Annotated in this window: 11 protein-coding genes and 1 pseudogene; 8 read left to right on the top strand and 4 right to left on the bottom strand. The window is 60.1% G+C overall.

Annotated elements, in window-relative coordinates; all coding sequences use genetic code 11:
* The first annotated feature begins 2 nt into the window (after window positions 1-2).
* The 3 genes from ileS (at window position 3) to AB1Z34_RS08490 (ending at window position 5,471) form a co-directional block, all read left to right on the top strand.
* The gene (gene ileS / locus AB1Z34_RS08480) at window positions 3-3,260 is read left to right on the top strand and encodes an isoleucine--tRNA ligase (protein WP_147580975.1); all 3,258 of its coding nucleotides are present in this window, start codon (window positions 3-5) and stop codon (window positions 3,258-3,260) included.
* Window positions 3,261-3,275: 15 nt separating this feature from the next.
* A complete protein-coding gene (locus AB1Z34_RS08485) occupies window positions 3,276-4,742 on the top strand; it encodes a DNA polymerase IV (protein ID WP_367158216.1) in 1,467 nt (488 codons plus the stop codon).
* Between the two features lie 66 nt (window positions 4,743-4,808).
* Window positions 4,809-5,471, top strand: coding sequence for a sugar O-acetyltransferase (locus AB1Z34_RS08490; protein ID WP_016422989.1), 663 nt, complete (start codon window positions 4,809-4,811; stop codon window positions 5,469-5,471).
* A gap of 1 nt (window position 5,472) precedes the next feature.
* Here the strand turns inward: AB1Z34_RS08490 and AB1Z34_RS08495 are convergent, their stop codons facing one another.
* Window positions 5,473-6,459 (bottom strand): asparaginase, encoded by a 987-nt coding sequence (locus AB1Z34_RS08495; RefSeq protein WP_080969603.1) that lies wholly within the window; start codon window positions 6,457-6,459, stop codon window positions 5,473-5,475.
* Window positions 6,460-6,583: 124 nt separating this feature from the next.
* On the opposite strand from AB1Z34_RS08495, the gene AB1Z34_RS08500 reads away from it, so the two are divergent.
* Window positions 6,584-7,318, top strand: coding sequence for a hypothetical protein (locus tag AB1Z34_RS08500; RefSeq protein WP_224433258.1), 735 nt, complete (start codon window positions 6,584-6,586; stop codon window positions 7,316-7,318).
* 171 nt (window positions 7,319-7,489) lie between these two features.
* On the opposite strand, the gene AB1Z34_RS08505 is transcribed toward AB1Z34_RS08500, so the two are convergent.
* On the bottom strand, window positions 7,490-8,518 hold the full coding sequence (locus AB1Z34_RS08505; RefSeq protein WP_256886864.1) for a hypothetical protein: 1,029 nt from the start codon (window positions 8,516-8,518) through the stop codon (window positions 7,490-7,492).
* A 90-nt stretch (window positions 8,519-8,608) separates the two neighbouring features.
* On the opposite strand from AB1Z34_RS08505, the gene lspA reads away from it, so the two are divergent.
* From lspA to rarD, 4 genes are all read left to right on the top strand, one after another.
* Complete coding sequence (gene lspA / locus AB1Z34_RS08510) at window positions 8,609-9,178, top strand: signal peptidase II (protein ID WP_049193998.1); 570 nt, start codon at window positions 8,609-8,611, stop codon at window positions 9,176-9,178.
* A gap of 68 nt (window positions 9,179-9,246) precedes the next feature.
* Window positions 9,247-10,158, top strand: a complete 912-nt coding sequence (locus AB1Z34_RS08515; protein ID WP_042389388.1) for an RluA family pseudouridine synthase — start codon at window positions 9,247-9,249, stop codon at window positions 10,156-10,158.
* Window positions 10,155-10,880: a hypothetical protein gene (locus AB1Z34_RS08520; RefSeq protein WP_048734791.1), complete on the top strand. Its 726-nt coding sequence runs from the start codon at window positions 10,155-10,157 to the stop codon at window positions 10,878-10,880. Before AB1Z34_RS08515 ends, AB1Z34_RS08520 begins: the two co-directional genes overlap by 4 nt.
* Window positions 10,881-11,003: 123 nt before the next feature.
* A complete protein-coding gene (rarD, locus tag AB1Z34_RS08525) occupies window positions 11,004-11,972 on the top strand; it encodes an EamA family transporter RarD (RefSeq protein ID WP_048734788.1) in 969 nt (322 codons plus the stop codon).
* Here rarD and AB1Z34_RS08530 read toward each other — a convergent pair.
* A complete protein-coding gene (locus AB1Z34_RS08530; RefSeq protein WP_048734784.1) occupies window positions 11,969-13,396 on the bottom strand; it encodes a D-arabinono-1,4-lactone oxidase in 1,428 nt (475 codons plus the stop codon). The two genes, rarD and AB1Z34_RS08530, sit on opposite strands and share 4 nt — an antisense overlap.
* Window positions 13,393-13,761, bottom strand: a pseudogene (locus tag AB1Z34_RS08535) (amino acid deaminase/aldolase); the annotation flags it as partial. The gene AB1Z34_RS08530 and the pseudogene AB1Z34_RS08535, both read right to left, overlap by 4 nt.
* Between the last annotated feature and the right edge of the window lie 96 nt (window positions 13,762-13,857).

Here is a 13,857-nt window from a genome sequence, read left to right on the forward strand (position 1 = left end):
TGATGTTCGACCACGGAAGTGACGTAGAAACGGTGTCTAATTCGAACGATGTAAATGCCTCTGCTGAGGCCACTCCGGCAGGTGGCGCGTATCCGCGCACTGCTGACTTTGGTAAGTACACCTCGAGCCCGAAGTTCCCGGAGCTGGAAGAAAAGGTCCTGGAGTACTGGGGTAAGGACAGCACTTTCCAGGCCTCTATTGATCAGCGTGATGGTGCTGACGAATACGTCTTTTATGATGGCCCGCCGTTCGCCAACGGCCTGCCGCACTACGGTCACCTGCTGACCGGTTACGTCAAGGACATCGTTCCGCGTTACAAGACCATGCGTGGCTACCAGGTTGGTCGTGTCTTTGGCTGGGACTGCCATGGTCTGCCGGCTGAGCTGGAGGCAGAGAAGCAGCTCGGTATTAAGGACAAGGGCCAGATCGAGGAAATGGGTCTGGCTAACTTCAACAAGTACTGCGCTGAGTCGGTGTTGCGGTACGCGGGCGAGTGGAAGGAATATGTCACTCGTCAAGCGCGTTGGGTTGATTTTGACGGCGGATACAAGACCATGGACATGAGTTACATGGAGTCCGTGATTTGGGCCTTCAAGGAGCTCTACAACAAGGGCCTGGTCTACCAGGGATTCCGCGTGCTGCCGTACTCCTGGGCAGAGCACACCCCGCTGTCCAACCAAGAGACCCGCCTGGATGACTCCTACAAGATGCGGCAGGACCCGACCCTGACCGTGACCTTCCCGTTCACCGGCGCCAAGGCAGGCTCGGCAGCGGAGAAGACGCTGGCGGACAACCCGGTGCTCGCTGACACTGCGGCTATCGCTTGGACCACCACGCCGTGGACGCTGCCGTCCAACCTTGGTCTGGCCGTGAACCCGAAGGTCACCTACGCCGTAGTTAAGGTCGGCGAGGATTCCTCCGTGCCGGAGTTTGCAGGTAAGACCTTCCTGCTGGCAGAAGCGCTGATTGGTGCCTACGCCAAGGAATTGGGCAAGGAACACGAGGTCGTGGCTACCTTCGCTGGTGCTGACCTGGAAGGCCTGACCTATCAGCCGATCTTCGACTACTTCGCAAATCACCCGAACGCTTTCCAGATTATGGTGGCCGACTATGTCACCACCGAGGACGGTACTGGTGTGGTCCACCAGGCGCCGGCCTTCGGTGAAGACGATATGAACACCTGTAATGAATACGGCATTGATGTCATCATTCCGGTGGACATGGACGGTAAGTTCACTTCGCAGGTGCCGGAGTACCAGGGCAAGTTGGTCTTTGACGCCAATAAGGACATCATCCGTGACCTGAAGGCCGCTGGCCGCGTCGTCCAGCACCGCACCATCGAGCACTCCTACCCGCACTCCTGGCGTTCGGGCGAGCCGCTGATCTACATGGCACTGCCGAGCTGGTTTGTGTCCGTTACCAAGATCCGCGAGCGCATGGTGGAGCTCAACCACAACGAGATTGAGTGGATGCCGGAGCACGTCCGCGACGGTCAGTTCGGCAAGTGGCTCGAGGGCGCACGTGACTGGAACATCTCCCGTACCCGCTACTGGGGTTCGCCTATTCCAGTGTGGGTTTCCGACAACGACGAGTACCCGCGTGTCGACGTCTACGGTTCCCTCGATGAGCTGGAGGCCGACTTCGGCGTTCGCCCGACCACACTGCACCGCCCGGAGATTGACGAGCTGGTGCGCCCGAACCCGGACGACCCGACCGGTAAGTCCATGATGCGCCGCGTCCCGGATGTCCTGGATGTCTGGTTCGACTCCGGTTCCATGCCGTTTGCGCAGTTCCACTACCCGTTCGAGAACAAGGAGTGGTTCGAGTCCCACGCACCGGCCGACTTCATTGTGGAGTACATCGGCCAGTCCCGCGGCTGGTTCTACCTGCTTCACGTCCTGTCGGTTGCACTGTTCGACCGCCCGGCGTTCAAGAAGGTCGTCGCCCACGGCATCGTGTTGGGCGATGACGGCAACAAGATGAGTAAGTCCAAGCGCAACTACCCGGACGTCAACGAGGTCTTCGACCGTGACGGCTCCGACGCCATGCGCTGGTTCCTCATGTCCAGCCCGATCCTGCGCGGCGGCAACCTGATCGTCACCGAACAAGGCATTCGCGAGGGCGTGCGCCAGGCGCTGCTGCCGATGTGGAACGCATACTCGTTCCTGCAGCTCTACGCCTCCAAGCCGGCCGAGTGGTCGGTAGACTCCGACAACATCCTGGACAAGTACATCCTGGCCAAGCTTGCAGCAACCGTCCGTGCTGTTACTGAGTGCCTGGACAACACTGACATTGCTTCTGCCACCGATGAGGTCCGTCAGTTCTGTGACGCACTGACCAACTGGTACGTGCGCCGCTCCCGCGACCGCTTCTGGGCCGGCGATGTCAAGCACCCAGAGGCCTTCAATACCCTGTACACGGTGCTGGAGGTTCTCACCCGCGTGGCTGCTCCGCTGCTGCCGATGGCCACCGAGGTCATCTGGCGCTCGCTCACTGGCGGCCGCTCGGTGCACCTGGAGGATTGGCCGGACGTCGACAAGCTGCCGACCGATGACGAACTCGTTGAGTCCATGGACATTGTCCGCAATGTCTGCTCGGCAACATCGCGCATCCGCAAGGCCAACCAGCTGCGTAACCGCCTGCCGCTGAAGAAGCTGACCCTGGCATTCCCGGATGCTGAGCGTCTGCGTGAGTACACCGACATCGTTTCCTCCGAGGTCAACGTCGACAAGGTGGAGTTCACCTCCGACGTGGACTCGGTGGGACGATTCGAGGTCTCCGTCAACGCTCGCGTGGCCGGTCCGCGCCTGGGTAAGGACGTCCAGAAGGTCATTAAGGCTGTGAAGTCTGGCAACTACGAGGTTGCCGACGGCACGGTTGTCGCCGATGGTATTCCGCTGCAGGAGGGTGAGTACACCCGCAACCTGGTCGCGATCTCGCCAGATTCCACCGCTGAGGTCGACGGCGTCAATGGCCTGGTTGTGCTCGACACTGAGCTCGACGAGGACCTGGAGTCCCGCGGTTGGGCCGCTGACCGCATCCGTGGTCTGCAGGATGCCCGCAAGAACGCTGGCCTTGAGGTCACCGACCGCATTTCGGTGAAGTTGCAGGTGCCGGCCGAGCGTGAGGAGTGGGCCAACCGCCACGCTGACCTCATCGCCCGCGAGGTTCTCGCAACCGCTTTCGAGGTCGTCGCTGGCGGAGAGTCGCTGAGCTACGACGTGGCGGACGGCTGCTCGGCGGATATTGCCAAGCAGTAGGGGAGAGTAATCTCTATGCCGACTTCCGGGCGGTGGGTTCTGCACATCGACATGGACGCGTTCTTCGCGTCCGTCGAGCAGCTCACCCGCCCGACTCTGCGCGGGCGGCCAGTCCTCGTCGGCGGACTGGGCGGTCGAGGTGTGGTCGCCGGTGCCTCCTATGAGGCCCGCGCGTACGGCGCGCACTCGGCTATGCCGATGGCTCGCGCACGTCGTCTCATGCCACCGACCGCAGTGACGGTCAGCGCGCGCAAGGGCATCTACGGGCCGGTGTCGCGCCGCGTGTTCTCTGTAATCCGCGAGCGCGTGCCCGTGGTCGAGCAGCTCAGCGTCGACGAGGCTTTCATGGAACCCGAAGAGCTTCAGGGAGCCTCGAAGGAGCAGGTCATTGCCTGGGCGGAGCAGCTGCGGGCAGATATCCGGCGGGAGACCGGCTTGGCTTCGTCGATAGGCGCGGGCGCGGGCAAGCAGTTCGCGAAAATTGCGTCAGGCCTGGCGAAACCCGATGGCGTGTACGTGCTGGACCCCGCACGCAATCACGAGCTTCTACACCCATTGCCGGTAGAGAAGCTCTGGGGTATTGGCCCTGTCACCGCTGCGAAACTGCACACGCTGGGTGTGGAGACGATCGGTGATTTTGCCGCCATGTCCCAGCGCGATGTCGAGGTTTCGCTGACATCCAAAACCGGCGTGATGCTGTGGCAGCTGGTGCAGGGGACAGATGATCGGCCGGTTAAGGAGCGCGATGTCGCCAAGTCGGTATCGGCGGAGTACACCTATCCTGAGGATTTGGAGTCGCAGGCCCAGCTCCACGCCGCCGTCGATCGCGCGGGTGAGTCCGCTTTTCGACGACTCAAAAAAGATGGCCGTGGTGCCCGCACCATCACTTGCAAGGTGCGTCTGTCTGACCTGAGCATCCATACCCGATCTGAGACGCTCGCCTACGCCACACAGGATTTCGACACCCTTATGGCAGTGGCGCACCGAATCGCGTTCACGCCCGCGGAGGTCGGCCCAGTGCGACTGGTGGGCGTCGGTTTCTCCGGGCTGGATTCGCACATACAAGAAGTCCTGTTTCCTGAGCTCGACCGCGCAATCACCGTCGAAGATCGAGTACCAGCACCTGCGCTTTCCGACGCTCCCGCCGGCCTGGTCGAGCTATCTGGAACCGGTGCGTTGCCGACCGTTCGGCTTTCCGACTCCAAGTGGGCACCCACCTCGGACGTACACCACAGCGAGTATGGACATGGTTGGGTGCAGGGTTCGGGGCACGGGATTGTGACTGTCCGCTTTGAAAGCCGCACCAGTGGCCCCGGGCGCATGATCACGCTGAAGGAGGACGACCCGGAGCTGCGTCCGTGCTCCGCGGTGTGCAGTTTGGACTGGCCGGAGTGGCTGGCATCCGACGAAGCAGCAGCTCTCGACTTGCCGCAACCTGAACGGGAAAGCGAAGACGAACTCGGCCCCGACGCGGATGCTTGATATGGCTGACTGCCTCAGTGCCGTTCGCGGCTCTCTGTTTATGCGCTGTCCGTAAACTGGGGCACTATGACTACCGCATCCCGCATTGCAGAGCTCGAGGCAGCTCGCCGCGCCTCGTTGCGCAACACCGATCGAGATCCGAATCCGTCGACCACACTTCCCGACGACGGTCTGGATAACCGCCAGCGCATGCTGAACGGTCAGTGGTATATCGCCGATCATCCGGAATCACAGGCTCTGAACGTGCGAATTGGCCAGGTGGCCGCTGAATTTGAGGTCGCATTCCGCGAAGACCAGCAGGCAGCACAGCAAGTGCTAGCACCGGCACTGGGGTCTTTCGGAGAGAGCAGCACCGTTCGCCCGCCGATCTACCTGGACTACGGCGATAACATCCACATCGGCGACAACGTTTTCATCAACTTTGGGCTCACCGCACTTGACGTGGTGAAGGTGACAATCTGCGACTATGCGCAGCTCGGGCCCAACGTACAGCTGCTTCCACCAGTACACCCACTGGGAGCTGAGGCCCGCGCCGCTTATCTAGAGTCTGGAGATGAAATCATCATCGGCCGCAATGCCTGGATCGGTGGCGGAGCCATCATCCTGGGCGGTGTTCACGTCGGCGACAATTCTGTGGTCGCCGCGGGTGCCGTGGTGACTAAGGACGTTCCCGCGGGCGTAGTTGTGGCTGGAAACCCGGCGAAAATCATCCGCATCATCGAGGCGTGAATTAGAACAGCGTCTGCGGATGCACATTCGCAGCCAGCGCGGCGGCGAGAATGATGCGCGCCTGCGGTGCATGCACGCAACCAGCGCTAATCACACCGTGCCGAGCCAGCGTCGCACCGCCACCGGCACCGCCGTAGGCGGCGTGGACATCACCGCGCGGAACGCGCGTTGCCATCACGACGGTCACATCAGCGGCAATGGCCCGGGCAATGGCAGCGGCAAACTCATCGGAGACATTGCCCGACCCCAGGCCTTCTACGACAATGCCGCGTGCACCGGCGGCGACTGCCGAATCCAGCAGTGATCCATCTGCACCCAAGTAGGCGGGGATAATCTCTACCTTCGAGCCCGCCAAAGCCGCCAGAGGCAGCGGATCTGGACGAACCGGCTCCTCCGGTGCATTAGTGGCAAAAGCCAAAGGATCGGTTGTGTGCCACTTCGTCGCACCTCGTACCGGCAAGACTGCGTGGCCAAAGACAATAAGAACGCCAATTCCCTGCGCAGAGGCATCGGAAGCAATGGTCACGGCCTCAAAGAGGTTCCCCGGTCCGTCGGTTTCCGGATGATCATAGGGAAGTTGTGCACCAGTAAAGACAACCGGACGCGAGTCAGCATGGAAAATATCGGCAGCCATGGCCGTTTCCTCCATCGTGTCCGTGCCATGAGTTACGACGACACCGTCCACGGAGTCGTCATCAAGCACTTCGTGAATAGCGGCGAGAACACGGTCAACGTCGGTGAACGCGAGATTCGACGAGTCCAGCATCCCGAGCTCACGAACTTCCAGCTCTAACATGCCCTCTGGATAACGCTGCGCGACCGCTGCGACGAGCTCCGTGCCCGAGATGGTCGGGGTTAGTGCACCGCTGCGATCTGTGGTGCAGGCGATGGTGCCGCCGGTGGTGATGACAACGATTCGGCGAGGGGAGGCCGTGCTAGACGAGGTCGAGCTAGCCGGGGAATGATCCTGAGTCGACATGTCCACCATCTTACCCAGGCGATGTTTTGGCCTTGTGTAGGATTATGGAAGGCGTGAAGCCAGCGAATCTTCATGCAGATTTTATTGGAGTAGTGCACATATGAAAGTCCCCTGCAACCAGCGCGTTAGCGGAATGCGTTGGCGCACAGCGCGTGGTGTGACAGTAGCGGCGATGGTCTCGGTCAGCGCACTTGGGCTAGCTGCCTGCGGTGGTGGCAATACTGCAGCGCCGACGACTGAATCGAAGACATCCAGCTCGGCGGAACCCGTCATCATGCTGCCGACGCGCGCAGAGCTTAACGACGTCCTCGCACGCCTTATCAACCCCGATTTACCTATCGAGGAAAAGGCGCTGACCATTGAGGACGGCGATACTGCCGGCGATTTCTTCGACATTGTCACCAATAGTGCCAATGAGCAGGAAATCAGCTTTGATGTCATTGATCCGATTACGCCCGGCTTCACGACGAAGCAGGCCGTAGCCGGTGTCAATATCCTCCGCCCGGAGGAAGATCCGATGCTCGTGGATCAGGTGGACTTCATTTACAGGGATGGCCGTTGGATGCTGAGCAAGGAATGGGCCTGCAACCTGGCATCGACGCTTGATCCGGAGCACAAGCCTGGGTTCTGCCTCGCGCCGGGCGAAACCCCTCCGCCGCCACCTGAGCCGGAGGAAGAAGCCCCAGTTGAAGAGGCTCCGGTTGAGGAGGCCCCAGCACCGGTCGAGGAGCCAGCCCCGGCTCCGGCGCCCGAACCACCCGCTGAGGAAGTTCCGCCACCCGCGCCTGAACCGCCGGCTGAGGAGGTCCCGCCACCGCCAGCTCCGGCTCCGGCGGAGGACGCGCCTCCTCCACCTCCACCGGCTTAGGTGCCGTTGGCCCAGGCATCACAGCCTAGCCCGGTCGGGTGCACTGGGGCAGACAAAAGAAAGTGTCTAGGTTTATGACAGTTCCGCCCATTTTTTGGGAAGAAAAGTGACATAAACCTAGACACTTTCTCGTCTTCTAACCTTGCGCTGGCCAGAGCTATTTCTTCTGGGCTACTTCTTCGACCCGCTGCCGTCCTTAAACTCCAGCCCGCGGTGCGTCTGCTGAGTGATGCGCACATCGGAGTTGCCGTCGCCGTAGGTCACGGAGGTCACAAAGTCGATGTTGCCCTTCATCGGAAGCGGCTTAGTCAGGTCGATGGTGACGCGGTCGGCAAGCATGTCAGTCGTGGCCTCGACAACCTTCAGTGCACCCTCGCCGCCAGTGTCCAACTCCGTGACGGTCGGCACCTGCTTGACATCGACCTTCAAATTAACAATGTCGCCCGCACGGCTGAGCAGGGTATAGGTCACCTTCTGCGTCATCGTGGTCTGGCCTTCGACCTCGCTTTCGACCGTCCAGGTTGCATCCTTTCCGATGTCCTCGGAGGGGAAGACGATAGGTACGGAATGCAGCTGCTGCAGCGCCATCTCCACACCAGCGCGAGCGGTGTCGGTCGCCTTCTCCGGCGCTCCCAGCTTGAGTTCCTTGACCTCACCAGTGGCCGTTGTTGACCAATCAGAGATAAAGCCCTGTGCGGTAGCGATATCCTCATTCAGCTCATCGTTGGAGCCGTGGGGTTTACCCACCTCTGACGTCACCACACGAGTATCGTTATCGCTGGTAACAGTGCTGGTCAGGGGGATTTCCAGGCGGGTGTCCGGGAACGTCTGGTCGCTATTGGCGTTTCCGCCACGCTGCGCGAAGCCCTGCGTCACCGCCACGGTCGACTCCTGCTCTGCACCGTCGTCCTTCCAGCGCACGCTCGCCAGCTCACCGCTACCAGCACTGGTCAATTCGACCTTGGGTTGTGCAACGTCCACGGGTTGCGTTTCCACCGAGCTTTCCGACGAGCACGCGGCCAATGACACCACAGTGGTAGCGGCAACAACAGCGGTGCCGACCCTCGCCAGCAGGCCACGCTTGGTGTGACCAGGCTGGTCGCTGCGGCTAGGTCGACGGAACCACGAGGAGGTGGTGTCTCCTGCACGTCGTAAAGCAGTGGAGGCCGGAACAAACTGAGATTGGAAACGTCGAGTCACACCGGTTAGCGTACCGGTTTCGCGGTGGATAGGAACCACCCGGGCGGTGTCAGTTGGCTGAATATGGGTTTGTTAGGCCATTATGGGACAGTGACTAAGAAGGAAACGAGGACATATTTCCCGCGGCGGGGGATTCTCGCTGCGGTTATTGTGTCAGTTGCGATTATCGATCAGCTGACCAAGATTATCGCTTTGAAGACTCTCGATGGCCGTCCTGCGGTGCAGGTCATTGGCGATCTCTTCGAGTTGCGGCTCGTTTTTAACCCCGGTGCAGCCTTTTCCTTTGGCACGAACGCCACCTGGGTTTTTACTACGTTGCAGCTGGTTTACATCCTGGCTGTGATGTGCTTTTCCCATTGGTTGCGCAGTCCTATATCGGCGACTGCGGCGGGGCTTATTGCTGGTGGTGCGCTGGGCAACCTCATCGATAGGCTGTTTCGGGAACCCGGTTTCTACGTCGGCCACGTCGTCGATTTCCTGTCGGTTAAGGGTTTTGCCGTATTTAATATCGCGGACTCCGCGATTACAGTGGGCGTTATTATCCTCGTTATCTGGATGGTTTTTTCCAAGGAGCCGGATCTCTTCGCTGATCAGATTGCAGCGGAGAAGAAATCTGCTCAGCAGGATCAGAAGCAGTCGGCGGAGGGAGGACAGCAGTGAACGACAATGCAGTAAATGGTGGTGCAGCACTCGGGGGAGCGCACCAGCCCGACCGAGAAACCCGGCAGATGCCCGTTCCACCGGGCTTGGCTGGTATGCGGGTAGACGCCGGTGTGGCTAAGTTGTTGGGGCTCTCGCGCACAGCGGTGGCTGATTTGGCAGCGGCTGGGGACATCACGGTCGATGGCGTGAGCGTTGGCAAGTCCGACCGATTGGAAGAAAACGCTTTCCTCTCTGTGTTGTTGCCGCCGGTGGAAAAGCCATTGGTTCCCAAAGAGGAACTCGTCGAGGGCATGGACGTGCTCTACCACGACTCCGATTTGGTGGCTGTTCACAAGCCTGTCGGTGTGGCCGCACATCCGTCAGTCGGTTGGGAAGGCCCAACGGTTATCGGCGGACTGGCGGCTGCTGGTTTCCGCATTTCTACCTCCGGTCCGCCCGAGCGAAAAGGCATCGTGCATCGCCTCGATGTTGGCACCTCTGGCGTGATGGTTGTCGCCTGCTCCGAACGGGGCTACTCCGTGCTCAAGCGGGCGTTCAAAAACCGTGAGGTGTCCAAGACCTATCACGCTCTGGTTCAGGGGCATCCGGATCCGCTGTCCGGGACAATTGATGCGCCGATTGGCCGTCATCCGTCGGCGGGTTGGCGCTTTGCCGTCCGCCAGGATGGCAAGCATGCTGTGACGCACTACGAAACGCTTGAGGCCTTCGCCCCAGCAACGCTGCTGAAGGTGAATCTAGAAACTGGGCGTACGCACCAGATTCGCGTGCACTTCTCTGCGCTGAATCACCCATGCTGCGGCGATCCCATGTACGGTTCTGATCCGGCATTGGCCAAGCGGCTGGGGCTCAACCGCCAGTGGCTTCACGCGGTCTCGCTTGGTTTCCACCATCCGGCAGATGGTCGCTGGATGGAAATCGAATGTCCATACCCAGATGATTTGAACCACGCATTGGAAGTTTTGAGGCAGAGCGCATGACGCAGACCCCATCGGGATCCAAGAACCCACCACGCCGTGAAACTCGTGCGAAAAGCACTGGTGACGGCAGTATTTCGCCAGTGATGGCACTGATCTCTGGTTTCTGTGTTGTCATATTGGTGATTGTTTTAGCAGTCGCTTCGACTTCCGATCGGGTAAGCAAGCCGCAAAATCTCAACGGCGATGCGCTCGGCCCGGACCCGTGGGAAGCAACCGAGCAGTACGTAGAGCGTGCCGACGAGTCCCTCGCGAATATGAAGAAAGAGGACTACCGGCTAAAGACCGGCCAGCCAGTCGTGGAGGACCCGAAGTTCTGGGCGATGGTGACTTTTGACCGGCTGCTCGATGCGCAAGAAGCGGCACAGGTCTATGAAAAAGAGCCCTCTCTGCGAGTGTCGACTGCAATCATCGGCGGTGTGAGCACCCGGTATTTGCCGCAGCCGAGTAAAACAGCGAGCGAAGAAAAGCTGCTGCAAGATCAGCTGGAGTTAGCAGCTGCTTACGCAGACGTCGCGATTGACGACGAACGGCTCGGCTTCAACGGGTTACTGGTCTATGGTGACGCTGAATCGTTGATGGATGTCAAGAAAATGCCCGATGTGAAAGCTGTCGAGGCGCTGCCATCAGATGCGGCGCGTGGCCGTTTTGGTATTCGCCCGGTGCTGAGTTCCGGCTTCACGGATAAAGATCCGCTCTTTGCGCCGGGGCTGAGCCAGAACTAAGCGGTCAGAACTAATAGAAGCCAGAACTGAGTGCCCAAATCCAAACGACTAGGATGAAGCGGCTAGAACTCTGCCGCCAGTACGCAGTCAGTTTCAACGAGAACGAAAAGGAGTCAGTCAACAGTGATTCAGGCATTCGGTGCGTACCTTTTGTGGGCGCTGTTTCCGCTCTATTTCCCCTTGCTGGAACCAGCAGGGGCCGTAGAGATTTTGGCGCACCGATTCGTCTGGACCCTTGTCTTTATGGTCATTGCCCTCAGCTTCATGCGCGCATGGCCAGAGCTGAAGGCCGCGAGTGCCAAGACCTGGGGCACTATTTTTATTGCCGCACTGTTGATCTCCGTCAACTGGGGTGTGTACGTCTACCTGGTCAACAATGGGCAGGTGGCGGAGGCCGCGCTCGGCTACTTCATCAACCCGCTGGTCAGCGTTTTGTTGGCGATGATTTTCTTCCGTGAAAGCATCTCGCGGTTGCAGCTCGGCAGTGTCATCCTGGCAACCATTGCGGTCATTGTTCTCACAATCGGTGTGGGACATCCGCCGTTGGGTGCGCTGGCGCTGGCGTTCAGTTTCGGTTTTTACGGACTAATGAAGAAGCGGGTATCGCTTTCCTCTGCAGCTTCGCTGACGGCCGAGTCCGCCGTAATCACACCGATTGCGCTGGCCTACATCCTCTGGTTGACCTACAACGGGCAGAGCACCTTTACCTCCGAAGGAACTGGTCACGTGCTGCTCATGATGAGCGCCGGTGTTGCTACCGCCATTCCGTTGCTTCTCTTCGGCGAAGGTGCCAAGCGCCTGCCGTTGGCCACATTGGGCCTGATGCAGTACCTGACTCCAGTTCTCCAAATCACCCTGGCAGTCACTGTGCTGGGCGAGCAGCTCGAACCGGAGCGCTGGATCGGGTTCTTCATCATCTGGGGTGCCGTCGCGCTGTTCATCTGCGATCTCATCCTGAAGATGCGGCGCCAGAGGCGGGTTCGCCGGGAACTCCGCAAGGCCGGTGTTGAACCGGCCGCGGTTTCCGACGATGCCGCCGACCAGACGGATGGGGCGGTTACCCGGGACGTCGTAAAGCCGGCAGATAATTAGCAGAAAAGTTCGCGCAGGTGCTCGTTGAGGAAGATTCCCTGCGGGTCGACCTTTTCCCGTAGTGCCTGGACCTCGCCGAACAGCGGATAACGTTCCGCGAAATCCTCCGCGCGGAGCGTGTGCAATTTGCCCCAGTGCGGGCGACCTTCGTGGGCCTTGAAAATCGGCTCGATGAGGTTGAAGTACTCTCGATAATTTTCCTTCCAGTAGCGGTGGATGGCGATGTAGGCACTGTCGCGACCGTACGCAGTGGATAGGGCCACATCATCGGCTTTCGCGGAGCGCACCTCGATGGGGAAGGAGACTTTCATCCTCTTGCGGGCAATCGCGTCGCGGATTTCCCCGAGGACATCGGAAGCGGCCTCGAGCGGGACGGAGTACTCCATCTCGGAAAAACGCACTCGGCGCGGCGAGACAAAGACCTTGTGCGCCTCATTGGAGTAGCTGCGCTCTGGCACGGTGTTGGTGGCAATCCGGTTGATGGTATCGGTCGTAGCGGGAATGGCCTTAGCAATCTCGCAGCACGCCAAGAGTCCCATGTTGTTGACGACTTCGTCGTTAAGATACGTACGCGCGCTGCCCAGGCGCTGCTTCAGGCTATTGCGGCTCGGGCGGCGGTGGCGCTGCGGTTCAATGCGAGTATTGTGCTTGACCAGCGTCTCGCGCTGTCCCGGGAACCAGAAAAACTCCAGGTGGTCAGCTTCTTTGCAGCGCTCGGCGAAACTCTTGCGCAGGGAATCAAACTCTTCGCGGTGCTCGTCGGCGTGCAGATCAAACGCTGGCACGACGGACATCGTGACCTCCGTAAGCACGCCGAAGACACCCAGTCCCAGCCGTCCGAGGCGGTAGAGCTCGCCGTCGATTCCCTCAGCGTCCGGATGGCAGTGCCTGACGACGCCATCCGCGGTGACAATCTTGAATCCTTTCACGGTGCCTGCGAAGCCGGTGAATCCAAGCCCGGTGCCGTGTGTGCCAGTAGAGATAGCACCGGCCAGCGACTGCGGATCGACATCGCCCTGGTTGGGAAGTGCCCAACCGAGCGGGCGCAGAATACCTGGAGTGTCGCGCAGGCGAGTGCCGGCACGCAGCGTGGCGGTCTGGTTGGCGGCGTCGAGTTCGACCAGACCAGAGCAGCGGTCGAGTTGAATGCGGTGCCCATCGGTGGTGGCCACGGAAGTAAAAGAATGACCGGCCCCTAGCGGGCGCACCGTAGTTCCTTCGGTCTTCGCCGCTTTAATTACCGAGATAACGCCCTCATCATCGTGCGGCTGATGAGTGTAGGACGGGGTGCACGATTGCGTGTGCGCCCAATTGCTCCAATGAGAGTTGGCGACGGCTTTTGCCTGCGCACGCCGACGTACGCGTGGTACGCGGGACTCAACTGTAGAGACTGTGAAGCGGGCGTTGTTGCGTGAATTGCTCATGTGAAGATCAATCCCTTTCCTCGGTACGTGGGCCAGTGGGCGATGATGGCGCCATCTCGAACTGCAATGACTTCTTGTGTGTGCTCGGCTATTTCGCCGGCCTTGGCGTGGCGGAACCACACGGGATCTCCCAGCGAAATTGCGTCGGCGGTCTTGCCGAGCAGCGGAGTCTGCACCTCACCTGGTCCTTCCTCTGCCGCGTAGCGCAGGCCAGTGGGGTACCAGGGGGTTGGCAGCCGGTCAGCTCCCGCCGGTCCAGAGGCAATTCGACCACCGCCGGACACCGTGACCACGCCCTTCTTAGGGCGTCGCGTCGCCGGCAACACAAACCAGGACGCCGGGCGCAGATTGAATGCGCGATAGTTAGGGTTAAGGGTCAAAAAGTGTGTCCGGAATCGCGGATTTTCACGGATTGACCTGTAGGTTTCCGGAAAGTATATGCTCCGGAAGCATATATCTAG

Source organism: Corynebacterium sp. 045007 (assembly GCF_040743205.1).
Lineage (GTDB): Bacteria > Actinomycetota > Actinomycetes > Mycobacteriales > Mycobacteriaceae > Corynebacterium > Corynebacterium jeikeium_D.